This window comes from Pseudomonas sp. PAMC 26793, assembly GCF_000313235.1.
Classification (GTDB): Bacteria; Pseudomonadota; Gammaproteobacteria; order Pseudomonadales; family Pseudomonadaceae; genus Aquipseudomonas; species Aquipseudomonas yamanorum.
On the sequence record NZ_AMXG01000035.1, the window covers coordinates 74,764 to 101,293 of the forward strand.

Here is a 26,530-nt window from a genome sequence, read left to right on the forward strand (position 1 = left end):
CATGGGGTATTACTCGGCGATCTGCAACTTGCGCGCCTCGGTGTACACGTAGCGCACCTTTTCATACTCGAACGGCGAGTTCATCTGGCCGTAGCGGAAGCTGGTCTGGTAGCGCTTGTCGACCGCGCGCAGGGCCCAGATTTCCGGGTGGTTTTCGCTGACCTTGGACACGTTCAGGAAGTTGATCTCGGTCTCGGCGCCGTAGTCCACCAGCAGGCCGGTGGTATCCCGCAGGTTGGAGGGGCCGAAGAGCGGCAGCACCAGGTAGGCGCCACCCGGTACACCGTAGAAGCCCAGGGTCTGGCCGAAGTCTTCGCTCTGGCGCGGCAGGCCCATGGCGGTAGCCGGGTCCCACAGGCCGGCGATGCCGATGGTGGTGTTGAGCAGCAGGCGCCCGGTGGTTTCCAGGGAACGATGGCCCTTGAGCTGCAGCAGGCTGTTCAACAGGTTGGGCACATCCCCCAGGTTGTTGAAGAAGTTGCTGACGCCGGTGCGCAGGAAGCTTGGGGTGACGTAGCGGTAACCGTCCACCACCGGCAGGAACACCCACTGGTCGAAGCGGTAGTTGAAGTGGTACACCCGACGGTTCCACGACTCCAGCGGGTCGTAGACATTCAGGGCGTTGACCGACGAACGCTCGAACTCACGCTGGTCCAGGCCGGGGTTGAACTTGAGATGGCTCAGTGGCTCCTTGAAGCCGTCGGAGTCCACTACAGTCGGCGTGTGGGCCTTGCTGTTGTCGGCATTGGCCACGCCCGCGCACATCAGGGCGGCGAGCAGCAGAAGATATTTAGCCACGGAAGAACTCCAGCATGGCGTCGGCGTTGACGCGGTAATTGAGGTTGCCGCAATGGCCGCCCAGGGGGTAGACGGTCAAGCGATCGCCGAAGGTTTTACGCAGGAAGCCAAGGTCGCCCGGGCCCAGGATCACGTCGTCGGCGTTGTGCATGACGGCGATTTTCGGGCTGTCGTGCAGGTAGTCCTTGAGGGCATACAGGCTGACCTGGTCAACCAGTTGTAACAGGCTGCCACCGTCGGAACGGGCACGCCACATCGGGATCACCTGTTCGGTGAGGTAGCAGTCGAAGTCGCACTGCAGCGCACGCTTGAGGAACGGGGTGAGGCTGGTGCCTTCGCTGATCGGGTACTTGGGCGGGATGATCAGGCCGCGGCGGTTGATCAGGTCCGAGGTGAAGGCAATGTCGGCCGCCGAGAAGCGGAACGAAGTACCGATCAGCATCGCCATCTGTTCGTTGGTCAGGTGTTCCTTGGAGTTCTGGAAGTCGTACAGCAGGGCATCGTTGAGGTCGATGTAGCCCTTTTGCTGGAAGTATCGGGTCAGCTTGTTCAACACCAGTTCATAGAAGGTGGTGCTGTTGTTGATGCCCTTCACTTCGGTCTGCACCAGCTTGTCGAGGTTGGTGATCGAGGTATAGAGGTTGACCGGCGGGTTCAGCAGCAGGACTTTCTTGAAGTTGAAGCTGCGACGGGTTTCATCCAGCTTGCTGACAAAGGCTGCGTCGAGGGCGCCGAGGCTGTAGCCGGTGAGGTAGAAGTCGGTCACGGGCAGCGTCGGGTTTTGCGCACGTACGGCCTGCATCACGCGGTACATGTCTTCGGCGTCTTCCTTGCTGATGCCGGGCGTGGCGAAGCGCGAGGCGGCGGCGATGAAGTCGAAGCTGGTGGGGGACGACAGCTGGACGACGTGGTAACCGGCCTTGTAGTACAGCTTTTTCAGGTATTCGTTGATGGTGCTGTCAAAGCGTGCGCCGGTGCCGGCGATCAGGAAGATCAGCGGTGCGGCACGGTCTTGCTTGGCGATGCGGTAGGTGAGTTTCTTCACCGCCCAGAAGTTGTCGGGCAGGCTGAATTCGCGCTCGGGGCGCATCGTCAGGGTGTAGTCGGACTGATTGATTTCATCGTCGGACGGCAGTTCCGGCCGCAGGTTCGGCGGGGTGGTCGCGATGGTCGCTTCAAATGGGTTGGTCAAAGGGTAGCCATAGCTGGCCTGGTCGATATCGACCGCCAGTGCTGACGCACTCAGAAAAAGGCTGCCCAACAGGGCCGCACAGCGCAAGGAACGGAGCATGACTAAATCCCTAAGAGGAAAACGTGCTGAAGTGGAGTTCGCAGGCTATGACCACCGCGTTGCTGCCGAAGTGCCAGCCTTCGGCACTAAAAGTCGGAAAAAACGTCGGAATCGGGGTAATAGTAGCGAGACGATACACTTTGGCACGCCCTAATGAACACTTATCTGTGTGCAAAACTTGCCAACGGCCACCGGGGGATTAAGCTGGGCGCCGTTTTCGCCTATCGGAGTGCCCCATGTCCCGCCGTTTTCCGCTGATCCTGTTGCTCATCGCCCTGCCGCTTTGGCTGGCCGCCAGTTATGGCGCGCGTTACGGATTCATGGAGGACGGCCGTTGGGTGGGCATTTGTGCTGACGAAGCCAGCCGTTGGGAATGCCAGGTGCGTTCCAACCTGGGGTTGATGATTCACTTCAAGGTGCTGGGCTGGGCGGCGCTGATCGCGTCGATGCTGGCGTTTTTTGTGCCGGGCCGGGCCGGGTGGGGGTTGGCGGTGTTGGCGCTGGTGTTCGGGTTTCCGGCGTTGGCGTTGTACAACACGACCTTTGCGGTGTTTGCTGTGGTGATTGCGGGGTTGCGGTTGGTCCGTAAGCCTCGCGTCGCCTGACAGGGCCTCTTCGCGAGCAAGCCCGCTCCCACATTTGACCGTGTTCACAGTTCAAATGTGGGAGCTGGCTTGCCTGCGATAGCGGTCTTAAGCCTTGCGCACCCGCAAGCAACGCCACAAGGCTACGACCATGAGCAGGCTAACCACCGCCCAACCCCACGCCTGCTGGTTCATCACCCCTTCACGGAACAACTGCGGCGCAATGCCGGCACCGATGATGAACGCCAGCAATGCAATCTCCCGACGCAGCCCGCTCACCGGACGCACCAGGTACACCAGCGCCGGCAACACCAGCGCGGCACTCGGGAAGCTGCGATAACGCGGGTCAAACACCAGCGCGAGCATCATGACTGCACCGGCAAACCCGGCGATTGCCACCAGCCAGCCGGCGCGTTGCTCCAGCCAGTTGAAGGCGCGTTCACGCCAACCTTCTCGTGCACTCAACGCCAGGGCGGCGTGAGCCAGTACCGCAAGGTTCAAGGCCACCAGCAATCCAGCCCACACCCACTCATCGGTGAAGCGCGCTGTGACCCGGTTCAATTCGCCCCAGGTGCCGATCGAGCAGGCAGCCACGGCACCGAGCAACGGCAACAACAACGCAGCACGGGTGCTGCGTACGCGGCCGCCCAGCAGCAGCGTACCCAGCAGGATAATCCCGCTAACCCCCAGCCACACGGGCCAGTACGGCACATTGGTCACCGGGCCGGCGAGAACGCCCTTGTCCTGGCGATCCGCATCGAACAGACCCCAATAACCACCCACAGCCCCTTCGCTGGCGCGTTTCCACGGCTGGTCAAAGGCTTCGATCAGGTTGTAGTGCCAGCCATTGGCCTCAGCCATGGCCACGAATCCGCGCATGAACTTGGCTTCGTTGACCCGGCTCGGCACTGCGGTTTCCCGCTGGCGGCCTTCGCTCGGCCAGCCGGTCTCGCCGATCATCACGTCCTTGGGGGCGAACTTGTTGCCGAAGGTCTGGCGTACATCGCCTACATGCTTGAGCGCCTGGTCGATGCCTGATGGGTCATCTTCCCAGTAAGGCAGCAAGTGAATGGTCAGAAAGTCCACCGCCGGGGCGATTTCCGGGTGTTGCAACCAGAACTCCCACACATCGGCATAAGTGACGGGCTGCTTGATCTGGCTTTTGACCTGGTGAATCAGCTTGACCAACTGCTTGGCGGTCACTTCCTTGCGCAGCAGGGTTTCGTTACCCACGATCACCGACGTGACGACGTCGGGGTTGGCGTTGGCCGAGGCGATCAGTGCGTCGACTTCCTTGGCGGTGGCCACCGGATCGCTGCTGACCCACGCGCCGCTCATCAACTTCAGGCCGTGTTTGCGCGCCAGCTCCGGCAAGGCTTCAAGGCCGGTCTGGGAGTAGGTGCGGATGCACTCAAAACGGGTGGCCAGCAACGCCAGGTCAGCGTCCATGCGCTCGGGGCGCAGTTTGAACGGCTGGTCGAACGGCGATTGGTCTTTGTCGAAGGGCGTGTAGGACGCACATTGCAGCTTGTGGCTGGCGCTGGCCACGTCCGGCAGCACCACCGGTTGGCCGAGGCCATACCAATAGCCGCCGAGGGCCAACACACCGAGGATCAGGGCAAATAGATAGGGCAGGAGCGGGAAGCGGGCAGTCGCGGGCATGATCAGGCCGTCTGGGGGCAAAGGCGCGCATCTTACCCGGATTTGTGCCGTCCCAGTGGAGCTGCATAGTTTTGACATGCAAAGTTCGGGCGGGATCGTCGGTGAATATCCTACAAATCGTCCTGCTGGCGATGTGATGTCGTTTCTTGCTTACCTGAGGTCGCAGTCAGAGCAGGTCGCTTGTGGCAGCAGGTTGATGATCGAAGTGTCAGCCCTCCACTGACGAGGCACCCACGTGATTGATGCGCGTGAAGGGGGCGCGGTGCACCACATAACAACAGGTTGACGTCGCTCGGCATCCGCCGGGCGCAGCACTTTCGGGGAAGCACTATGAAGATGCGACGACTCTTGGGCGCAGCTGCCACGCTGGTAGTTGCGATGAGCTCCACACTGGCCAGCGCCGACAGCAAAACCCTGAGCATCGGTTACGTGGATGGCTGGTCGGACAGTGTCGCCACCACCCACGTGGCGGCAGAAGTGATCAAGCAAAAGCTCGGTTATGACGTGAAACTGCAAGCGGTCGCCACCGGGATCATGTGGCAAGGCGTGGCCACTGGCAAACTCGACGCCATGCTCTCCGCCTGGCTGCCGGTGACCCACGGTGAATACTGGGCCAAGAACAAGGACAAGGTGGTCGACTATGGCCCCAACTTCAAGGACGCCAAGATTGGCCTGATCGTGCCTGAGTACGTGAAAGCCAAATCCATCGAAGACCTCAAGACCGACACCACCTTCAAGAACAAGATCGTCGGCATTGACGCCGGTTCAGGCGTGATGCTCAAGACCGACGAAGCGATCAAGGCCTATGGCCTGGACTACAAGCTGCAAGCCAGTTCGGGCGCGGCAATGATCGCCGAACTGACCCGTGCCGAAGACAAACAGGAATCCATTGCGGTCACCGGTTGGGTGCCACACTGGATGTTCGCCAAGTGGAAACTGCGTTTCCTGGACGACCCAAAAGGAATTTATGGTGCTGCTGAAACCGTCAACAGCATCGGCAGCAAAGGCCTGGAAAAGAAAGCCCCGGAAGTCGCGGCGTTCCTGAAGAAATTCCAGTGGGCCTCCAAGGATGAGATCGGCGAAGTCATGCTGGCGATCCAAGAGGGCGCCAAGCCTGAAGCGGCCGCCAAGGATTGGGTGGCCAAGCACCCTGAGCGTGTCGCCGAGTGGACTGCTAAGTAATACCCAAAACTGTAGGAGCGAGCTTGCTCGCGAAGAAGGCAAGGGCACCGCGATCATCCAGAATGAACGCGTTATCGTTGTCGTTTTTCGCGAGCAAGCTCGCTCCTACAATTGTTTCTGCACACCCGTAAACCCTCGCTACACTCCTTCTACTACTAAGGTCGTCTGGAACCTGTTCCTCAGCCGCATACAGTGGATATGTTCCAATAATAAAAAGCTGTGCTGCGAGGATAAAAACAATGAACGACAGCATTTACCTCTCGATTCAAAACAGCCCGCGTTTCAAGGAGCTGGTTAGTAAAAGGGAACGATTCGCCTGGATTCTCTCGGCAATCATGCTTGGGCTGTACTCCGCTTTCATTCTTCTGATTGCCTATGGGCCGCAAATACTGGGGGCCAAGATCAGCCCCGGTTCGTCCATCACCTGGGGAATCCCTATCGGGGTCGGGCTGATTGTGTCGGCCTTCGTCCTCACCGCCATCTATGTACGACGCGCCAACGGCGAATTCGACGACCTGAACAATGCGATTCTCAAGGAGGCTGCGCAATGATCCGTCGTCTATTGGCTGTACTCGGCGCCTCGGCCTTCGCACCTGCCGTCTGGGCGGCCGATGCATTGACCGGCGAAGTGCATAAACAACCGCTGAATATCGCAGCGATCCTGATGTTCGTGGCCTTTGTCGGCGCGACGTTGTGCATCACCTACTGGGCGTCCAAGCGCAACAAGTCGGCGGCCGACTACTATGCGGCCGGCGGCAAGATCACCGGGTTCCAGAACGGTTTGGCGATTGCCGGTGACTACATGTCGGCGGCGTCCTTCCTGGGGATTTCCGCGCTGGTGTTCACCTCCGGCTACGACGGCCTGATCTACTCGATCGGCTTCCTGGTGGGCTGGCCGATCATTCTGTTCCTGATCGCCGAGCGCCTGCGTAACCTGGGCAAATACACCTTTGCCGACGTGGCGTCCTACCGCCTCGGGCAAACCCAGATCCGCAGCCTGTCGGCGTGCGGCTCTTTGGTGGTGGTGGCGTTCTACCTGATCGCGCAGATGGTCGGCGCGGGCAAGTTGATCCAGCTGCTGTTCGGCCTGGATTACCACGTCGCGGTGATCCTGGTGGGTATCCTGATGTGCCTCTATGTGTTGTTCGGCGGCATGCTGGCGACCACCTGGGTACAGATCATCAAGGCAGTGCTGCTGCTGTCCGGTGCCTCGTTCATGGCGCTGATGGTGATGAAACACGTCAACTTCGACTTCAACATGCTGTTTGCCGAGGCGATCAAGGTTCACCCTAAAGGTGAAGCGATCATGAGCCCGGGCGGCCTGGTGAAAGACCCGATTTCGGCGTTCTCCCTCGGCCTGGCACTGATGTTCGGTACCGCCGGCCTGCCGCACATCCTGATGCGCTTCTTCACCGTGAGTGACGCAAAGGAAGCTCGCAAAAGCGTGCTGTATGCCACTGGCTTCATCGGCTACTTCTATATCCTGACCTTCATCATCGGCTTCGGCGCGATCCTGCTGGTCAGCACCAACCCGGCGTTCAAGGATGCTGCAGGTGCCTTGCTCGGCGGTAACAACATGGCGGCGGTGCATCTGGCCAACGCGGTGGGCGGCAGTATCTTCCTGGGCTTCATCTCGGCCGTGGCGTTTGCCACCATCCTGGCAGTGGTTGCCGGTTTGACCCTGGCGGGTGCTTCGGCGGTGTCCCATGACCTGTACGCCAGCGTGATCAAGAAAGGCAAGGCCAACGAGAAGGATGAGATTCGGGTATCGAAGATCACCACCATCGCCCTGGCAGTGCTGGCGATTGGCTTGGGCATCCTGTTTGAAAGCCAGAACATTGCGTTCATGGTGGGCCTGGCGTTCTCCATTGCGGCGAGCTGTAACTTCCCGGTGCTGCTGCTTTCCATGTACTGGAAAAACCTCACCACCCGCGGTGCGATGATTGGTGGCTGGCTGGGCTTGATCAGTGCCGTTGGCCTGATGATCCTCGGCCCAACCATCTGGGTCTCGATCCTGCACCATGAGAAGGCGATCTTCCCTTACGAGTACCCGGCGCTGTTCTCGATGATCATTGCGTTCATCGGCATCTGGTTCTTCTCCATCACCGACAAGTCGGCGGCGGCAGAGAAGGAACGTGCGCTGTACTTCCCGCAGTTTGTGCGTTCGCAGACTGGCCTGGGGGCGAGTGGGGCGGTAAACCACTAAGCGTGTAACCGTTACAAAAAAAGCCCCTATCGTGAGATCGGGGCTTTTTTTTGCCTTTATTGGTAACGAATACGACAAAACTGTTTCTCAAAACCGGCACAAATAAAAACGGCCTCCCTATCAAAGGAGGCCGTTTTCGGTGTGGCCAGGTAGCGGTCAGCTTACTTGCGGTCTTCCAGCTTGGTGATATCACGCGACTCGTAGCCGGTGTACAACTGGCGCGGGCGGCCAATCTTGTACGGGCTGGAGAGCATTTCTTTCCAGTGGGAGATCCAGCCCACGGTCCGCGCCAGGGCGAAGATCACGGTGAACATGCTGGTTGGAATGCCGATCGCCTTGAGGATGATCCCCGAGTAGAAGTCGACGTTCGGGTACAGCGAGCGCTCGATGAAGTACGGGTCGGTCAGAGCGATCTCTTCCAGGCGCATGGCCAGTTCGAGTTGCGGATCGTTCTTGATCCCCAGTTCCTTCAACACTTCGTCGCAGGTCTTCTTCATCACGGTGGCGCGCGGGTCGCGGTTCTTGTAGACCCGGTGACCGAAGCCCATCAACTTGAATGGATCGTTCTTGTCCTTGGCCTTGGCGATGAACTTGTCGATGTTGGATACATCGCCGATTTCATCGAGCATGGTCAATACGGCTTCGTTCGCACCGCCGTGGGCAGGGCCCCAGAGTGCGGCGATACCGGCGGCGATACAGGCGAACGGGTTGGCACCCGAAGAGCCCGCCAGGCGCACGGTAGACGTCGAGGCGTTCTGTTCGTGGTCGGCGTGGAGGATGAAGATCTTGTCCATCGCGGCGGCCAGCACCGGGCTGATCGGTTTGATCTCGCACGGGGTGTTGAACATCATGTGCAGGAAGTTTTCCGCGTACGTCAGGTCGTTGCGCGGGTACATCATGGGTTGACCCATGGAGTACTTGTAAACCATTGCGGCCAGGGTAGGCATCTTGGCAACCAGGCGGATCGCGGAGATTTCGCGATGCTGCGGGTTATTGATGTCCAGGGAGTCGTGATAGAAGGCCGACAGGGCGCCGACTACGCCGCACATGACGGCCATCGGGTGGGCGTCGCGACGGAAGCCGTTGAAGAAGGTCTTCAACTGCTCGTGAACCATGGTGTGGTTCTTCACGGTGCTGACAAACTGGGCCTTTTGCTCGGCTGTTGGCAATTCGCCATTGAGCAGCAGGTAGCAGGTTTCCAGGTAGTCCGACTGTTCAGCAAGCTGTTCGATCGGGTAGCCGCGGTGCAGCAAGATACCGTTATCACCGTCGATATAGGTGATCTTCGACTCGCAAGAGGCGGTCGACATGAAGCCTGGGTCAAATGTAAAACGGCCCGTGGCCGTCAGGCCCCGTACGTCGATAACATCGGGACCAACGGTGCCGGTTAAAATGGGCAGCTCGACGGGGGCTGCGCCCTCGATGATCAACTGCGCTTTTTTGTCAGCCATGTGGCCTCCTATTTATGCTTCAAATCATCAGACAGACCCCCCACGCAGGGCCCGCACCACTATAGTGAGATAAATTCAGATGTCAATTTGCCTAAAGTCTTGCTCCAGAAGGCTTTAACCGTACTTTTTCCTCGAAATTACCTGCCGTTTACGCCTTTTATGCCGCCAGCGCAATGCGCTATTAGGGTGAGGAGTGCGCGTTGTCATTAGTTGCCTAACTGTCTATACTCGGCCTCCGACCGCCAGGGGCTTTTGGGCCCGTTTTGATGGGGGTCGCACTCCCTGGGTGGTGGTTACCTGACCAGTGCACTCCCCAACAACTTTGCCCTGATTGTTAGGGGCTCTTCAGTGTGAAAAAAAGCCGTGAATAGCCAACGACCTGTAAACCTAGACCTAAGGACCATCAAACTCCCCATCACCGGCGTAACGTCGTTCCTGCACCGTGTATCCGGCATCATCCTGTTTCTTGGCCTGGGCATCATGCTTTATGCATTGAGCAAATCCCTGGGTTCGGAAGAAGGGTACGCCGAGGTGAAGGCATGCTTGACCAGTCCGCTGGCCAAATTCGTCGCCTGGGGCCTCCTGTCCGCTCTGCTTTATCACCTGGTGGCCGGTATTCGCCACTTGATCATGGACATGGGTATCGGTGAGACGCTGGAAGGCGGCAAGCTGGGCTCGAAAATCGTCATCGCCATTTCCGTGGTGCTGATCGTTCTGGCGGGAGTTTGGATATGGTAACCAGCGTTACGAACCTGTCGCGTTCGGGCCTCTATGACTGGATGGCGCAACGTGTGTCTGCGGTTGTTCTCGCGGCTTATTTCATCTTCCTGATCGGGTACCTCGCGGCGAACCCTGGCATTGGCTACGCCCAATGGCACGGCCTGTTCGCTCATAACGGGATGCGCATCTTCAGTCTGCTGGCCCTTGTAGCCCTGGGCGCTCACGCCTGGGTTGGCATGTGGACCATCGCGACCGACTACCTGACGCCGATGGCGCTGGGCAAGTCCGCGACAGCAGTACGGTTTCTCTTCCAGGCAGTATGCGGCGTCGCGATGTTCGCTTACTTCGTCTGGGGTGTGCAGATTCTTTGGGGTATCTGATTCATGGCTAACACAGTTAATACGCTTTCATTCGACGCCATCATCATTGGCGGCGGCGGTGCCGGCATGCGCGCTGCGCTGCAACTGGCCCAGGGCGGTCACAAGACTGCCGTGATCACCAAAGTGTTCCCGACCCGTTCCCACACCGTTTCGGCCCAGGGTGGCATCACCTGCGCCATCGCGTCCGCCGATCCAAACGATGACTGGCGCTGGCACATGTACGATACCGTCAAGGGTTCCGACTATATCGGTGACCAGGACGCTATCGAATACATGTGCTCCGTAGGCCCGGAAGCGGTCTTCGAGCTGGAACACATGGGGCTGCCGTTCTCCCGTACCGAGCAGGGCCGCATCTACCAGCGTCCGTTCGGCGGTCAGTCGAAAGACTTCGGTAAGGGTGGCCAGGCCGCTCGTACCTGTGCCGCAGCCGACCGTACCGGTCACGCGCTGTTGCACACCCTGTACCAGGCCAACCTGAAGGCCGGCACCGTATTCCTCAACGAATACTACGGCGTCGACCTGGTGAAGAACGAAGACGGTGCCTTCGTAGGCATGATCGTTATCTGCATCGAAACCGGCGAAACCTCTTACGTGCGGGCTAACGCCACCGTATTGGCGACCGGCGGTGCAGGCCGCATCTACTCTTCGACGACCAACGCCCTGATCAACACCGGTGACGGTATCGGCATGGCCCTGCGTGCAGGCGTCCCGGTACAAGACATCGAAATGTGGCAGTTCCACCCGACCGGCATCGCCGGTGCCGGTGTACTGGTTACAGAAGGTTGCCGTGGTGAAGGTGGTTACCTGATCAACAAGAACGGCGAGCGCTTCATGGAGCGTTATGCTCCGAACGCCAAAGACCTCGCCGGTCGTGACGTTGTAGCCCGTTCCATGGTTAAAGAGATCATCGCCGGTAACGGCTGTGGTCCCGATGGCGACCACGTAATGCTGAAGCTTGATCACCTCGGTGAAGAAGTTCTGCACAGCCGTCTGCCAGGCATCATGGAGCTGTCCAAGACCTTTGCTCACGTTGACCCGGCTGTTGCGCCGATCCCGGTTGTTCCAACTTGCCACTATATGATGGGCGGCGTTGCCACCAACATTCATGGCCAGGCGATCACCCAGGACGCCGACGGCGTTGACCAGATCATCCCTGGTCTGTTCGCGGTAGGTGAAGTGGCTTGCGTATCGGTTCACGGTGCCAACCGTCTGGGCGGCAACTCGCTGCTCGACCTGGTGGTATTCGGTCGCGCCGCCGGCCTGTTCCTGGAACAGACCCTGAAGGAAGGCGTTGATTACGCTCGTCCACGCCAGTCCGACATCGACGCTGCCCTGGCACGCCTGGATGGCCTGAACTCGCGTACCGATGGCGAAGACGTCGCCTCCCTGCGCAAAGAGCTGCAAAGCTGCATGCAGAACTACTTCGGTGTGTTCCGTACCGGCGAATACATGCAGAAAGGTATCGCCCAGCTGGCTGACCTGCGTACGCGCATCGCCAACGTCAAGATCAACGACAAGAGCCAGGCGTTCAACACTGCTCGAATCGAAGCCCTTGAGCTGCAAAACCTGCTGGAAGTGGCTGAAGCGACTGCGATCGCCGCCGAGGTTCGTAAAGAATCCCGTGGTGCTCACGCTCGTGAAGACTATGAAGACCGCGACGACGAAAACTGGTTGTGCCACACCCTGTACTTCCCGGGTGACAAGCGCGTAACCAAGCGTGCCGTGAACTTCTCGCCGAAGACGGTTCCGACGTTTGAACCGAAGATTCGGACTTACTAAGGGTGGCTGCCATGTTGAAAGTCAGTGTTTATCGCTACAACCCTGATCAGGACGCTGCGCCGTTCATGCAGGAATTCCAGGTCGATACCGGTGGTAAAGACCTGATGGTGCTGGACGTGCTGGCCCTGGTTAAAGAGCAGGACGAAGGTTTCTCCTATCGTCGCTCTTGCCGCGAGGGTGTTTGCGGCTCCGACGGCATGAACATCAACGGCAAGAACGGCCTGGCGTGCATCACGCCGCTGTCTTCCGTGGTGAAAGGCAACAAGTTGGTTGTTCGTCCGCTGCCAGGTTTGCCGGTTATCCGTGACCTGGTCGTCGATATGAGCATCTTCTACAAGCAATACGAGAAGGTTAAGCCATTCCTGCAGAACGACACGCCGGCTCCGGCGATCGAGCGTCTGCAGACTCCGGAAGAGCGCGAGAAGCTGGACGGTCTGTACGAGTGCATCCTGTGCGCTTGCTGCTCGACTTCCTGCCCGTCCTTCTGGTGGAACCCGGACAAGTTCCTGGGCCCAGCTGCCCTGCTGCAAGCGTACCGCTTCCTGGCAGACAGCCGTGACACCAAGACTGCCGAGCGTCTGGCTTCGCTGGATGACCCGTTCAGCGTATTCCGCTGCCGCGGGATCATGAACTGCGTCAACGTATGTCCCAAAGGCCTGAACCCGACTAAGGCCATTGGTCACGTACGTAGCATGCTGCTGCAAAGCGGCGTGTAACCGACGTTGTAATAAAGCAGGACCGTTGTGCCCGTAGATGCTACGGCGCAGGCTTCAACCGGCGCCGTAGTTTTAACTTGAGCAGCGACTTACAAAGACGCGGCTCTTATTTTGAAGAAATGAGACAAGCAGGGGCATTCGGGTTGGTACCCGAACTATCAGCGTGATCCTAAGTGGCTTGTTTTGGTCGCTGCACTTGGCCTTTTGCAAGCAAACTCGGTGTTTTCGCCGGTGGTGTCCCCAAATCGAGGGTGACCAAGCATGCAAGAAAGCGTGATGCAGCGCATGTGGAACAGCGGCTATCTTTCAGGTGGTAACGCTGCCTATGTGGAAGAGCTTTATGAGCTCTACCTGCACGACCCTAACGCTGTGCCAGAAGAATGGCGCACCAAATTTCAGACGTTGTCTTCAGACGGCAACGCTGCCACCGATGTATCGCACGCAACAATTCGCGATCAGTTCGTGCTGCTGGCAAAGAACCAGCGCCGCGCCCAGCCGGTTTCTGCCGCAAGCGTGAGCAGTGAGCACGAGAAGAAGCAAGTTGAAGTACTGCGACTGATCCAGGCCTACCGTATGCGTGGCCACCAGGCAGCCCAGCTTGACCCGCTGGGGCTGTGGCAGCGTCCTGCACCTGCAGACCTGTCGATCAATCATTACGGCTTGACCAATGCCGATCTTGATACGACCTTCCGTGCCGGCGACCTGTTCATCGGCAAAGAGGAAGCGAGCCTACGCGAAATTCACGAAGCGTTGCAGCAGACATATTGCCGCACCATCGGTGCCGAATTTACGCACATCACCGATTCCGAGCAGCGCCACTGGTTCCAGCACCGTCTTGAAGGCGTGCGTGGTCGCCCGGTGCTGTCTGCAGACGTCAAGAGCCACTTGCTCGAGCGCGTCACTGCAGCGGAAGGCCTGGAAAAATACCTGGGTACCAAATACCCGGGCACCAAGCGTTTCGGCCTGGAAGGCGGCGAAAGCCTGATCCCGATGCTCGACGAGCTGATCCAGCGTTCCGGTTCCTACGGCACCAAGGAAATCGTGATCGGCATGGCCCACCGTGGCCGTTTGAACGTGCTGGTCAACACCTTCGGCAAGAACCCGCGCGAGCTGTTCGACGAGTTCGAAGGCAAGAAGAAGGTCGAGCTGGGCTCCGGTGACGTTAAATACCACCAGGGCTTCTCGTCCAACGTAATGACCACCGGCGGTGAAGTTCACCTGGCCATGGCGTTCAACCCATCCCACCTGGAAATCGTTTCTCCAGTGGTCGAGGGGTCGGTACGTGCTCGCCAGGATCGTCGTAACGATTCCACCGGTGAGAAGGTCCTGCCGATTTCCATCCACGGTGACGCGGCATTTGCCGGTCAGGGTGTGGTCCTGGAAACCTTCCAGATGTCGCAGACTCGCGGCTTCAAGACCGGCGGTACCGTTCACATCGTCATCAACAACCAGGTGGGCTTCACCATCAGCAACCCGCTGGACGCGCGCTCTACCGAGTACGCGACCGACGTTGCCAAGATGATCCAGGCGCCGATCCTCCATGTGAATGGTGATGATCCGGAAGCCGTGTTGTTCGTGACCCAGTTGGCCATCGATTACCGCATGCAGTTCAAGCGTGACGTGGTCATCGACCTGGTCTGCTACCGTCGTCGCGGTCACAACGAAGCGGATGAGCCTAGCGGCACCCAACCGTTGATGTACCAGCAAATCACCAAGCAGCGCACCACCCGTGAGCTGTATGCCGATAGCCTGATCAAGGCCGGCGTGGTGGACGATGCGCGTGTTCAGGCGAAGATCGATGAATACCGCAACGCGCTGGACAACGGCCTGCATGTCGTGAAAAGCCTGGTTAAAGAACCGAACAAAGAGCTGTTCGTCGACTGGCGTCCGTACCTGGGCCACGCCTGGACTGCGCGTCACGACACCTCGTTCGATCTGAAGACCCTGCAGGAACTGTCGGCCAAGCTGCTGGAAATTCCAGACGGTTTCGTCGTACAGCGCCAGGTTGCGAAGATCTACGAAGACCGTCAGAAGATGCAAGCCGGCGGCCTGCCGATCAACTGGGGTTACGCTGAAACCATGGCGTACGCGACCCTGGCGTTCGAAGGTCACCCGATTCGCATGACTGGCCAGGACATCGGCCGCGGTACGTTCTCGCACCGTCACGCTGTGTTGCACAACCAGAAAGACGCGGGCACCTACATCCCGTTGCAGAACCTGTACGAAGGCCAGCCACGTTTCGACCTGTTCGATTCGTTCCTGTCCGAAGAAGCCGTACTGGCGTTCGAATACGGTTACTCGACCACCACGCCTCAGGCGCTGGTGATCTGGGAAGCCCAGTTCGGCGACTTCGCCAACGGTGCCCAGGTGGTTATCGACCAGTTCATCACCAGCGGCGAGCACAAGTGGGGCCGTCTGTGCGGCCTGACCATGTTGCTGCCACACGGTTATGAAGGTCAGGGGCCGGAGCACTCCTCGGCCCGTCTGGAGCGTTACCTGCAATTGTGCGCCGAGCACAACATCCAGGTGTGCGTGCCGACGACCCCGGCCCAGATCTACCACTTGCTGCGTCGCCAGGTGATCCGCCCGCTGCGCAAGCCGCTGGTAGTGCTGACCCCGAAATCGCTGTTGCGTCATAAATTGGCCATCTCGACCCTGGAAGATCTGGCGGATGGTTCGTTCCAGACCGTTATTTCAGAAATCGACACCCTGGACGCGGCCAAGGTCACTCGCCTGATCCTGTGCAGCGGCAAGGTTTACTACGACTTGCTGGAAAAACGCCGTGCCGAAGGCCGCGAAGACATCGCCATCGTGCGGATCGAGCAGCTTTACCCGTTCCCGGAAGACGACCTGATGGAGGCCATCGCGCCTTACACCAACCTCACCAACGTGGTGTGGTGTCAGGAAGAGCCGATGAACCAGGGCGCTTGGTACAGCAGTCAGCATCATCTGCGTCGCAGCATCGGCAACCACAAACAGGCCCTGGGCCTGGAGTACGCCGGTCGTGTTGCTTCTGCTGCACCTGCGTGTGGTTATGCGTCGATGCACGCCGAGCAGCAGGAAAAACTGCTGCAAGATGCTTTCACTGTTTAACGCCTTCGCGCTGACTGAAACCGAATTTTAAGGACCCACAGATAATGGCTATCGAAATCAAAGCCCCGTCATTCCCGGAATCGGTTGCCGATGGCACCGTTGCCACCTGGCACAAGAAACCAGGCGAGGCCGTCAAGCGTGACGACCTGATCGTCGACATCGAAACCGACAAGGTCGTGCTCGAAGTGTTGGCTGAAGCTGACGGCGTGCTGGGCGCAATCGTTGCCGAAGAAGGCGCTACCGTTCTGTCGAACCAGGTTCTGGGCTCGATCGAAGAGGGCGGCGCTGCTGCCGCTGCTCCTGCTGCCGCCGCTCCTGCACCGGCCGCTGCTGCTGCCGCAGCTCCAGCTGCTGCACCGGCTGCGGGCGGCGAAGATCCAATCGCTGCACCGGCTGCACGTCAGCTGGCTGACGAAAACGGCATCAACCTGGCTTCCATCAAGGGCACCGGCAAAGACGGCCGTGTAACCAAGGAAGACGTAGTTGCCGCTGTTGAAGCCAAGAAAAACGCTCCAGCTGCCGCACCTGCCAAGGCTGCTGCCCCGGCTGCCGCTGCTCCTGTGTTCGCCGCTGGCGACCGCACCGAGAAGCGCGTACCGATGACTCGCGTGCGTGCCACCGTGGCCAAGCGCCTGGTTGAAGCACAGTCGAACATGGCGATGCTGACCACGTTCAACGAAGTCGACATGACCGAAGTCATGGCGCTGCGTTCGAAGTACAAGGATCTGTTCGAGAAGTCCCACAACGGCGTGCGCCTGGGCTTTATGTCGTTCTTCGTGAAAGCGGCCACCGAAGCGCTGAAACGCTTCCCGGCAGTCAACGCTTCCATCGACGGCGGCGACATCGTTTACCACGGTTATGCTGACGTCGGCGTTGCCGTCTCCAGCGACCGTGGCCTGGTGGTACCGGTTCTGCGTAACGCCGAACTGATGAGCCTGGCTGAAATCGAAGGCGGCATCGCCAACTTCGGCAAGAAAGCCCGTGACGGCAAGCTGACCATCGACGAGATGACCGGTGGTACCTTCACCATCACCAACGGTGGTACTTTCGGTTCGATGATGTCGACTCCGATCGTCAACCCGCCACAAGCTGCGATCCTGGGCATGCACAACATTCTGCAGCGTCCTATGGCAATCAACGGCCAAGTGGTGATCCGCCCGATGATGTACCTGGCGCTGTCGTACGATCACCGCCTGATCGATGGTAAAGAAGCCGTGACTTTCCTGGTGACCATCAAGAACCTGCTGGAAGACCCGGCTCGTCTGCTGCTGGATATCTGATAAAGCGGCGGTGCGCCGTACTGCCGGTCTGCCGCAAGGCAGTCCGGAGTGCGGCTCACGGCTTGAAGCTTTTAGCTAAAGAGGATTTTTTTTCATGTCGCAGAAATTTGACGTTGTAGTGATTGGCGCAGGCCCTGGCGGCTACGTTGCCGCCATCAAGGCCGCACAACTGGGCCTCTCGACTGCTTGCATCGAAAAATACACCGACAAGGAAGGCAAACTGGCTCTGGGCGGTACTTGCCTGAACGTTGGTTGCATTCCTTCCAAGGCGCTGCTGGACAGCTCCTGGAAATTCCACGAAGCCCAAGACGGTTTTGCCATCCACGGCATCAACCACGCTGGCGTGACCATGGACGTGCCAGCAATGGTCGGCCGCAAGGCCAACATCGTTAAAGGCCTGACTTCCGGCGTTGCCACCCTGTTCAAGGCCAACGGCGTGACTTCCCTGCAAGGCCACGGCAAACTGCTGGCCGGCAAGAAAGTTGAAATCACCAAGCCTGACGGTTCGGTAGAAGTCATCGAAGCCGAGAACGTGATCCTGGCTCCAGGTTCGCGTCCAATCGACATTCCACCGGCTCCTGTTGACCAGAAGGTGATCGTTGATTCGACCGGCGCCCTGGAATTCCAATCGGTTCCAAAGCGTCTGGGCGTGATCGGCGCTGGCGTGATCGGCCTGGAACTGGGTTCGGTCTGGTCCCGCCTGGGTTCCGAAGTGACCGTGCTGGAAGCCCTGGACACGTTCCTGCTGGCTGCCGACACCGCAGTGTCCAAAGAAGCGTTGAAAACCCTGACCAAACAAGGTCTGGACATCAAGCTGGGCGCTCGCGTTACCGGTTCCAAGGTTAACGGTGAAGAAGTCGTCGTGACCTACACCGACAAGGATGGCGAAAAGACCATCACTTTCGACAAGCTGATCGTAGCCGTTGGTCGCCGTCCAGTGACCACTGATCTGCTGGCTTCCGACAGCGGCGTGAACATCGACGAGCGTGGCTTCATCCACGTTGACGATCACTGCGCTACCACCGTGCCAGGCGTCTACGCCATTGGTGACGTGGTTCGCGGCATGATGCTGGCGCACAAGGCTTCCGAAGAAGGCATCATGGTTGTTGAGCGCATCAAGGGTCACAAGACCCAGATGAACTACGACCTGATCCCGTCTGTTATCTACACCCACCCGGAAATTGCATGGGTCGGCAAGAACGAACAGCAGTTGAAAGCTGAAGGCGTTGAAGTTAACGTCGGCACCTTCCCGTTTGCCGCTTCTGGCCGTGCCATGGCAGCCAACGACACCGGTGGTTTTGTCAAAGTCATCGCTGATGCCAAGACTGACCGCGTATTGGGCGTCCACGTGATTGGCCCAGGCGCAGCAGAACTGGTCCAGCAAGGCGCAATCGGTATGGAATTCGGCACCAGCGCCGAAGACATCGGCATGATGGTTTTCTCCCATCCGACCCTGTCTGAAGCGCTGCACGAAGCCGCGTTGGCAGTGAATGGCCATGCCATCCACATCGCCAACAAGAAGAAGCGCTAAGCGAGATAATAAGAAACCACGGCGGTTGCCCGTCGTGAGCCTTGTGCGCAAGACTCACCGCGGAATATCCGCCGGACGCAGTCTTGCGCAGTTTCACCACCCAGGCTCCAGGCCTTTGGTGGTTTGACTGTGCAAGCAGCAGTCACAGGTGGCGCGGCACTCAATAAAGAGCGCAGCGCCGAATGCGCAGTACCTAACGAAGACGGTAATAAGCATGAATCTTCACGAGTATCAGGGTAAGCAGCTGTTCGCTGAATACGGCCTGCCAGTATCCAAGGGTTACGCAGTAGACACCCCGGAAGCAGCAGCAGAAGCTTGCGACAAAATCGGCGGCACCGAGTGGGTTGTCAAAGCCCAGGTTCACGCTGGTGGTCGCGGTAAAGCGGGCGGCGTTAAGCTGGTTCGCAGCAAAGAAGACGCCAAGGCCTTCGCTCAGCAGTGGCTGGGCAAGCGTCTGGTGACTTACCAGACTGATGCCAATGGCCAGCCAGTCACCAAGATCCTGGTTGAATCGTGCACTGATATCGCTAAAGAGCTGTACCTGGGCGCTGTCGTTGACCGTTCGAGCCGTCGCATCGTGTTCATGGCCTCCACCGAAGGTGGCGTGGACATTGAGAAGATCGCCGAAGAAACCCCAGAAAAAATTCTGAAAGCCACTATCGATCCACTGGTTGGCGCTCAGCCATTCCAGGGTCGCGAGCTGGCATTCCAGTTGGGTCTGGAAGGCAAGCAAGTTGCCCAGTTCGCCAAGATCTTCGTAGGTCTGGCCAAACTGTTCCAGGATCACGATCTGGCCCTGCTGGAAGTGAACCCGCTGGTGATCAAGGCTGACGGCGATCTGCATTGCCTCGACGCCAAGATCAACATCGACGCCAACGCCATGTACCGTCAGCCTAAGCTGAAGACTTTCCACGATCCGTCGCAAGACGATCCGCGCGAAGCGCACGCTGCCAAGTTCGAACTGAACTACGTAGCCCTGGAAGGCAACATCGGTTGCATGGTCAACGGTGCTGGCCTGGCCATGGGTACCATGGACATCGTCAACCTGCATGGCGGCAAACCAGCCAACTTCCTCGACGTAGGCGGCGGTGCCACCAAAGAACGCGTTACCGAAGCGTTCAAGATCATCCTGTCCGACTCCAACGTCGCGGCAGTATTGGTCAACATCTTCGGCGGCATCGTTCGTTGCGACATGATTGCCGAAGGCATCATCGGTGCAGTGAAAGAAGTCGGCGTTAAAATCCCGGTTGTTGTGCGCCTTGAAGGTAACAACGCTGAACTGGGCGCTAAAGTACTGGCAGAAAGCGGTTTGAACATCATCGCTGCTACCAGCCTGACCGACGCTGCTCAACAAGTTGTCAAAGCTGCGGAGGGCAAATAATGAGCGTCCTGATCAATAAAGACACCAAGGTTATCTGCCAGGGTATTACCGGTTCCCAAGGTAGTTTCCACACCCAGCAAGCCATCGAATACGGCACCAAGATGGTCGGTGGCGTTACTCCTGGTAAAGGCGGCACCGAGCACCTGGGTCTGCCAGTGTTCAACACCGTGAAAGATGCTGTAGCTGCCACTGGCGCCACCGCCAGCGTGATCTACGTTCCAGCTCCTTTCTGCAAGGACTCCATCCTGGAAGCAGCCTTCGGCGGCATCAAGCTGATCGTTTGCATCACCGAAGGCATTCCTACCCTGGACATGCTGGACGCTAAAGTTAAGTGCGACGAGCTGGGCGTAGTCCTGATCGGCCCTAACTGCCCTGGCGTGATCACTCCAGGCGAATGCAAGATCGGCATCATGCCAGGTCACATTCACTTGCCAGGTAAAGTCGGTATCGTTTCGCGTTCCGGTACCCTGACTTACGAAGCTGTCAAGCAGACTACTGACGCCGGTTTCGGTCAGTCGACTTGCGTCGGCATCGGCGGTGACCCGATCCCAGGCTCGAACTTCATCGACATCCTGAAGCTGTTCCAGGAAGACCCGAAGACCGAAGCGATCGTAATGATCGGTGAGATCGGCGGTTCGGCTGAAGAAGAAGCGGCTGCCTACATCAAGGCACACGTGACCAAACCGGTTGTTTCCTACATCGCTGGTGTGACTGCCCCTGCTGGCAAGCGCATGGGCCATGCTGGCGCAATCATCTCTGGCGGCAAGGGCACTGCAGACGAGAAGTTTGCTGCCCTGGAAGACGCAGGCGTTAAAACCGTGCGTTCGCTGGCAGACATCGGCAAGGCTTTGTCCGAGCTGACCGGTTGGGCTGTCAAATAAGCCTCGTGCTTAACTGACGCTTCACCCCACAAAGGCCACCTTCGGGTGGCCTTTGTGCTTTCTGAAGGTTGGTGGAGATCAACTTGTGGGAGCGGGCTTGCTCGCGAAGGCGGTGTATCAGTCAACAGATTCACAACTGAAAGACTGCCTTCGTGAGCATGCCCGCTCCCACATTCCATCGCATTTCAAAATTTAAATATAAAAACGCGACATAAAAATGTCGCTTATCGGACAGTTCGCCCCCCAACAGTGCGTTTGACCCGCAAATTCGTTAGGCTAGCCGCCTCTTTATGCGTACGCATCCCAAAAGGAAGCCCCGCGCCAGACCGGTCGGTCCCCATCAGGACCGGCAGTATTTCCCTCATCCATAGGGAAGCCCTCTCTAAATTCCGATTCAGTAGTGTGGTATTTCCTCAAATGAAAGTGTTGAAAAGCCAGGACATCCTGGCGTTGGGCTTTATGACCTTTGCCCTGTTCGTGGGCGCCGGCAACATCATCTTCCCGCCTATCGTCGGTTTGCAGTCCGGGCCTCATGTCTGGATGGCGGCGCTGGGCTTCCTGATCACCGCCGTTGGTTTGCCGGTGATCACCGTTGTCGCCCTGGCCAAGGTCGGTGGCGGCATGGACGCGTTGAGCAGCCCGATCGGCAAGATCGCCGGTGGCTTGCTGGCAGCGGCTGCCTACCTGGCAGTCGGCCCGCTGTTCGCTACCCCGCGAACCGCGACCGTGTCGTTTGAAGTGGGCCTGGCGCCGCTGACCGGTGAAAGCCCGCTGGCGCTGTTCCTCTACAGCTCGGTGTACTTCCTGTTGGTGTTCTTCATCTCCCTGTACCCAGGCCGCCTGCTGGATACGGTTGGTCGCTTCCTGGCACCGTTGAAGATCATCGCCCTGGCCGTATTGGGCATTGCCGCCTTTGCCTTGCCGGCCGGTGATGTGGGTGTTGCCACTCCTGAATACGTGGCTGCACCGTTCTCCCAAGGCTTTATCAATGGTTACCTGACCATGGATACCCTGGGCGCCCTGGTGTTCGGCATCGTGATCGTCAACGCGATTCGCTCCCGTGGTGTTGAGTCGCCGAAGCTGATTACCCGCTACGCGATCATTGCCGGGCTGATTGCCGGCGTGGGCCTGGCGCTGGTGTACATCAGCCTGTTCCGCCTCGGTTCGGGCAGCCATGAAGTGGCCGCCGGCGCCGCCAATGGCGCCGCCGTGCTGCACGAGTACGTCCAGCACACCTTCGGCTCCCTGGGCAGCGGCTTCCTCGCCGTGCTGATTTCCCTGGCGTGCCTGGTGACCGCTGTAGGCCTGACCTGTGCCTGCGCCGAGTACTTCAGCCGTGTATTGCCGCTGTCCTACAAGACCCTGGTGGTGATCCTCGCGGTGTTCTCGCTGTTTGTGTCCAACCTGGGCCTGACCAAGCTGATTGCGTTCTCGATTCCGGTACTGACCGCGATCTACCCGCCATGCATCGTGCTGGTGGCCCTGAGCTTCTGTAAGGACTTCTGGCAGGAGCAGGGCCGGATCGTCGGCCCGGTGATGCTGGTGTCTTTCATCTTCGGCTGCATTGACGCACTGAAGGGCGCTGGCCTGGCGGACTGGATGCCATCGCAACTGGCTCACCTGCCGCTGAGCGAGCAGGGCCTGGCGTGGCTGGTGCCTTCGGTGATGACCCTGGTCGTCGCTGTGGTAGTTGACCGCGTGCTGGGCAAACGTAGCGAAGCGATTGCTTAAAGCCTTGGTTCACGTGCTGTAATCGAAAATGCCCCGTATCAACCGATTCGGGGCATTTTTTATTGGCAATTATTGGAAGTCGCCAGCGTGAGACCCCGAGCGCAAAAACTGTCGCCAATTGCTCGCCTTAGTCCTGGGCGAAGTCAATAACCCACTTCATCGTCGCTTCATCCACTACGCCAATGCCGCCGTCCATCAACTTGAAGCTGCCATCGGCCATAACATCAACCCCCGAGGATCCTGCCATTTCGAAGGACACGCCGTTGGTATTGATCAAATCCAACAGCGGTTGCCGGCCGCTGCTGTCTGACTGACCCAGGGTGATCGCCAGGCCGGTTCTGGATTGAGAAAGGTCCCCGCCCACCAGGATGACTTTGTCGCCGCTTTTCAATGTGGCTTGCAGTTCTTTGACTACATCAAAACCCTTGCGTCCGTTCAAGTTGGCTTCGAGGGTGCTGCCCTGCAGGTGCATCAGCGTTCGGGTACCGTAGGTCTTGCCATTCCAGTCTGACAAAACAGCGATTGCGGAGCAGTCCGAGAGACCGCGAGTGGACAGCGTGGATTTACCGCCCTGAATGGTTTTCGAAATGCCCATTTCCACCGACGTTACAGGCTTGGGCACAGGTGGGCGACGCAGCAGGTTCCTTAACGGTTGGGGGAGCTTGACGCCTCCTGGCAACCCGGTGGGTACCCACTCGTGGTTTCCCTTGTTCAGTAGCGTGACAACCCGTCGTCCCGTCTGTGGGTTTATAACGTTTACATACCCCGATTCGAATTTAAACGCCGGGCTTACCTCGTAAACCTTGCTGATCCCTGAGTTATCGGTGTAACGAATCAGCCATTTGTTTCCGATTTGCTGGGGGCCAGCGGTAGGCATGGAGCGTCCTGCCAGCAGTTGATTATCCAAAGCATGAGCGGCGAGATCTCCACGGTTCAACGTCTGCACGGGGCGAGCCGGGGTTGCCAGTGGGGTAGGGGGGCTGGAGGGGCGGGCTGCCGACATAGACGTCCCCGGAACCGGCGCGACGTGACGGCTTGGCCCGGTAGCTTTGCCGGCAGTGATTGCCAAGCGCTGTTGAGGTACGCGCGCGGGCGCTCTGAACACCGGGCGTAACGGTGCTTTTCTAAGCAATGGCAGGCCTGCCGCGGCCATGGAAAAGTCCGAATAGACGGCGCCCCATTGGCCCGGCTGGGTGAGTAGTTTAGGCAAGCTTCGCCCGGGAACGCGCAAGGCTTTCAAGGCGGCTTTGGAGAGCCTGCTGACAGTGGAAATTCCTTTGGTGGCAGGGATCAAGTCCATTACCAACATTGCCACCTCACCGGCAAATATCAGCTGGTTGGTGGTGCTTTGGGCCGCTACTTCAGCGCTCGTGATGAATTGGGCACCGGCTTTGGCGGCCACCAAGGCCACGTTTTGCGCGTAGAGATGGTCGCCGAGTGAGCCTTTGATCGGTTTGAGCGCGATACCGGCTTCATGGTCGACTGCCAGCTGCTTCAGGATCATGTTGACCGGGTGTATGAAGAGTTTGTCGTGAATCGAGTACTTGTCTGCAGGTGAAACCCGCTGGTCCATATAGGTTTGCCACTCAGGTTTGGCCAGCAGAGTGTTCAGTTGGCCCTGGCCGACTATTTCCCTGAAGGGACGTCCGTCGGGGGCGTCCGGGCTGTATAGCACCAACGATGGATGGTCGGCCGGCTTGATGACCAGCATGCCTCGAACCGGTTTTCCATCCCTTGAGACACGGTGGGAGATGATGGAGGACCCATTCACAACCGGCCATGTGGTGGGATCGGCATGGGCTATTGTTGCGTTGATCCACTGCTCGGCGATTCTTTGCTTGTTCAGATAGGCATCCGGATCCAGGGATGTCAAAAAAGCGTCCTTGGCCAGCCTCGCCTGTTGGTTGTGCTTCCAGGCGTTGCGCAACGCCGCAGCCTCTCCCGATGTGACGCTCGGGTCCAGCTTTTCACCGAGCAGCCTCAGGTAGTTGCCACCCACATCGGCTGGCTTGATCAGCTCCTCAAGCCATTGCTTATCCAGTGTCACGCGTTTTCCGTCGGCGCCGACCCAGTGCGCTTCCCAGATTGTTTGGGTGGACAGCAGTGAAACGCCAGAATCCCAGGCCGAGGTGTTCCTCAGGGCCAGGTCGGTCAGCGATATCATTTCGGTGGTAGGCGGCAAGGGGATACGGGGCAGCACAATTTGACGAAGGTTTATGGATCTTTCTGTCGTGACCCGGACCATGAGTTTGTCGGGGTCGATGTCCTCCTTCGGGTGGCGCTTTTGCAATTTGTCTTTCAGTGCCTGCGCCAGCCGTTCTTTTGCAAAACCTCCAAGGGAGGGAAGTTTCTCCAGCAGCGGTTGCAGGCGGGAGAAACTGGCCTGTTCCGCCTGTTCAAGCTCCCGGTAGTGGGCTTCCTGCTCCGGAGTCAGTTCTTTTAGCCACGGTGGCTGGCGTTTTTCCATTAGCTTTTCGTTGCGTGCGAGCATCGCATTGCTGCCATCAAATTGCAGCGACAGGTCGGCGGCGTCATTGATGCCCGTGGCGATTGCGGGATCCAGCAAATTCCCGGTGCCATATTTGCCGGGCTCGGCGGTGAAGGCGAACTGCAGCGTTTCCTTGACCTCATCTGCCTGGCGCTTCAGCAGCAAGGGCAGTGTCTGGGCCACCACGTCTCCCGATACCGGCGCGAACCCCAGCATCAAGTCGTCGCCCCATTGCGGGTCGCGACTGTGCTGCACCGACAGCGGCAAGCTTTTCAGCAGTACGCCTGCTTTCTCCTCATCACCGTTGATCCTGCGTAACAAGGCTTCACGGGCATCAGCCGGGGTCGCGAACTCCTCGAAACCGTCGCAGGGGGTGTAAAGCACAACGGGCCCGTTAGGCGCATCGAGCCCTATATTTCGGATGTCCGTTGCTGAGTAGGGCGCTTCAGCTGACGATCCGTCTTTGCTGGTGATAAGGAAGCAGCCGGCTAGCAGGGCTCCATTGGGGGTATTGTCATCAATCCTGATGGGGTACACCCCGGGGCGACTGCCTGATGCAAATGCACCTTCGCGTGCTGCGAGTGTCGGGTACTGAAACGCTGCGTCGATCAGCTGTTTGCCGGGGTGGCTAAGTGTCCCGTCTTCAACGCGCAGCGCCGCCTCGGTGGAGAGCATCTGCCGGTGCAAGGCCAGCAACTGCTCTTGTCGCGGCGCTTGGGGCCCGGGGCCTGAGGGTGGTTTTTTCCAATAGCTGCTGAGCGCGGTGGGAAGCCGGGTCGCAATATTTTGGGCGATCGTGAGCAATGAACAACGGGGTTCGAGCTTACGCTGAGCACCACCGTCTGGTGCATCAATATAAAAGGCGGTCTCAGTTTCTTTGTCAGGCGAACCGGTGAGCGCGTTCAGGTTCACTTCCATGATCTTGTCGAACAGTGCCTGGGACAGCGTTTGTGTAGATGTCAGGATGCGTTCTGCGCCGGGCTTTTGACCGTACGTTTTGACGTGAATGGAATTCGGATCAATTGATTCAAGTTCGGGAAAGGCTTTTTTCAACTGGACCTGAATAAATCGATGGAATGTCGTCTGGTGGCTTAGCAGGTCAGTGATTTGTTTGTTCAGTTTCCGGTGCTGATCAATCAATTGGGATTGAGCGGTGACGGTGGCGGGGCGGTTGGTATTCGCGACGACCGGCGTTATGCCGCGCACTGTGGGTGTGACGAAATCACTGTGATTCAAGCCCGCTGTATAAGGCTGCGTAATTTGTCGCGCTGGCGGCCCCGCGGGCGCCGTCGGTTTGTTGGTGGGCGGCGGGGCAAAGTGTGGAGTGGATGCCGGGCTGGAGCGTTTGGAGGGCGCGAGCATGAGGGTTCTATCTC

Annotated in this window: 19 protein-coding genes; 14 read left to right on the forward strand and 5 right to left on the reverse strand. The window is 58.7% G+C overall.

All coding sequences use genetic code 11. The features are described 5' to 3' along the window. Positions 1–9: 9 nt before the first annotated feature. The gene (locus D109_RS0114395; protein ID WP_003210582.1) at positions 10–798 is read right to left on the reverse strand and encodes a VacJ family lipoprotein; all 789 of its coding nucleotides are present in this window, start codon (positions 796–798) and stop codon (positions 10–12) included. After that, positions 791–2,089 carry a serine protein kinase PrkA gene (locus tag D109_RS0114400; protein ID WP_017477522.1) on the reverse strand — a complete coding sequence of 433 codons (1,299 nt, stop codon included), beginning with the start codon at positions 2,087–2,089 and terminating at the stop codon, positions 791–793. Before D109_RS0114400 ends, D109_RS0114395 begins: the two co-directional genes overlap by 8 nt. Positions 2,090–2,325: 236 nt before the next feature. On the opposite strand from D109_RS0114400, the gene D109_RS0114405 reads away from it, so the two are divergent. Further along, positions 2,326–2,694, forward strand: a complete 369-nt coding sequence (locus tag D109_RS0114405) for a hypothetical protein (protein WP_017477523.1) — start codon at positions 2,326–2,328, stop codon at positions 2,692–2,694. A gap of 87 nt (positions 2,695–2,781) precedes the next feature. Here D109_RS0114405 and D109_RS0114410 read toward each other — a convergent pair whose 3' ends face one another. Next, positions 2,782–4,335 carry a glycosyl hydrolase family 17 protein gene (locus D109_RS0114410; protein WP_026077969.1) on the reverse strand — a complete coding sequence of 518 codons (1,554 nt, stop codon included), beginning with the start codon at positions 4,333–4,335 and terminating at the stop codon, positions 2,782–2,784. Between the two features lie 330 nt (positions 4,336–4,665). Here D109_RS0114410 and D109_RS0114415 point away from each other — a divergent pair, with 330 nt between their 5' ends. From D109_RS0114415 to D109_RS0114425, 3 genes are all read left to right on the forward strand, one after another. Next, positions 4,666–5,517, forward strand: a complete 852-nt coding sequence (locus tag D109_RS0114415) for a glycine betaine ABC transporter substrate-binding protein (protein WP_026077970.1) — start codon at positions 4,666–4,668, stop codon at positions 5,515–5,517. A gap of 239 nt (positions 5,518–5,756) precedes the next feature. Then, complete coding sequence (locus tag D109_RS0114420) at positions 5,757–6,068, forward strand: DUF485 domain-containing protein (RefSeq protein WP_017477526.1); 312 nt, start codon at positions 5,757–5,759, stop codon at positions 6,066–6,068. Further along, positions 6,065–7,723 carry a cation acetate symporter gene (locus D109_RS0114425; protein WP_017477527.1) on the forward strand — a complete coding sequence of 553 codons (1,659 nt, stop codon included), beginning with the start codon at positions 6,065–6,067 and terminating at the stop codon, positions 7,721–7,723. The genes D109_RS0114420 and D109_RS0114425 overlap by 4 nt, the downstream gene beginning before the upstream one ends. A 161-nt stretch (positions 7,724–7,884) precedes the next feature. Here D109_RS0114425 and gltA read toward each other — a convergent pair whose 3' ends face one another. Further along, on the reverse strand, positions 7,885–9,174 hold the full coding sequence (gene gltA, locus D109_RS0114430) for a citrate synthase (RefSeq protein WP_003210575.1): 1,290 nt from the start codon (positions 9,172–9,174) through the stop codon (positions 7,885–7,887). Positions 9,175–9,537: 363 nt separating this feature from the next. On the opposite strand from gltA, the gene sdhC reads away from it, so the two are divergent. From sdhC to brnQ, 10 genes are all read left to right on the forward strand, one after another. Beyond that, a complete protein-coding gene (gene sdhC / locus D109_RS01000000131925) occupies positions 9,538–9,912 on the forward strand; it encodes a succinate dehydrogenase, cytochrome b556 subunit (protein ID WP_008433998.1) in 375 nt (124 codons plus the stop codon). Beyond that, complete coding sequence (sdhD, locus tag D109_RS0114440) at positions 9,906–10,274, forward strand: succinate dehydrogenase, hydrophobic membrane anchor protein (protein ID WP_003210573.1); 369 nt, start codon at positions 9,906–9,908, stop codon at positions 10,272–10,274. The genes sdhC and sdhD overlap by 7 nt, the downstream gene beginning before the upstream one ends. A 3-nt stretch (positions 10,275–10,277) precedes the next feature. Continuing rightward, a complete protein-coding gene (gene sdhA, locus D109_RS0114445; protein WP_003210572.1) occupies positions 10,278–12,053 on the forward strand; it encodes a succinate dehydrogenase flavoprotein subunit in 1,776 nt (591 codons plus the stop codon). Between the two features lie 11 nt (positions 12,054–12,064). Next, complete coding sequence (locus tag D109_RS0114450) at positions 12,065–12,769, forward strand: succinate dehydrogenase iron-sulfur subunit (protein ID WP_003210571.1); 705 nt, start codon at positions 12,065–12,067, stop codon at positions 12,767–12,769. A gap of 261 nt (positions 12,770–13,030) precedes the next feature. Continuing rightward, positions 13,031–15,862 carry a 2-oxoglutarate dehydrogenase E1 component gene (locus D109_RS0114455; RefSeq protein ID WP_017477529.1) on the forward strand — a complete coding sequence of 944 codons (2,832 nt, stop codon included), beginning with the start codon at positions 13,031–13,033 and terminating at the stop codon, positions 15,860–15,862. A 44-nt stretch (positions 15,863–15,906) separates the two neighbouring features. Then, on the forward strand, positions 15,907–17,142 hold the full coding sequence (odhB, locus tag D109_RS0114460) for a 2-oxoglutarate dehydrogenase complex dihydrolipoyllysine-residue succinyltransferase (RefSeq protein WP_017477530.1): 1,236 nt from the start codon (positions 15,907–15,909) through the stop codon (positions 17,140–17,142). Between the two features lie 94 nt (positions 17,143–17,236). Continuing rightward, positions 17,237–18,673, forward strand: a complete 1,437-nt coding sequence (lpdA, locus tag D109_RS0114465) for a dihydrolipoyl dehydrogenase (RefSeq protein WP_017477531.1) — start codon at positions 17,237–17,239, stop codon at positions 18,671–18,673. A gap of 214 nt (positions 18,674–18,887) precedes the next feature. Next, positions 18,888–20,054, forward strand: a complete 1,167-nt coding sequence (gene sucC / locus D109_RS0114470) for an ADP-forming succinate--CoA ligase subunit beta (protein WP_003210567.1) — start codon at positions 18,888–18,890, stop codon at positions 20,052–20,054. Continuing rightward, the gene (sucD, locus tag D109_RS0114475) at positions 20,054–20,935 is read left to right on the forward strand and encodes a succinate--CoA ligase subunit alpha (protein ID WP_003210566.1); all 882 of its coding nucleotides are present in this window, start codon (positions 20,054–20,056) and stop codon (positions 20,933–20,935) included. The genes sucC and sucD overlap by 1 nt, the downstream gene beginning before the upstream one ends. A gap of 417 nt (positions 20,936–21,352) precedes the next feature. Further along, on the forward strand, positions 21,353–22,666 hold the full coding sequence (brnQ, locus tag D109_RS0114480) for a branched-chain amino acid transport system II carrier protein (protein WP_017477532.1): 1,314 nt from the start codon (positions 21,353–21,355) through the stop codon (positions 22,664–22,666). Positions 22,667–22,793: 127 nt separating this feature from the next. On the opposite strand, the gene D109_RS01000000131930 is transcribed toward brnQ, so the two are convergent. Then, on the reverse strand, positions 22,794–26,516 hold the full coding sequence (locus D109_RS01000000131930; RefSeq protein WP_152416369.1) for a dermonecrotic toxin domain-containing protein: 3,723 nt from the start codon (positions 26,514–26,516) through the stop codon (positions 22,794–22,796). Positions 26,517–26,530 lie beyond the last annotated feature (14 nt).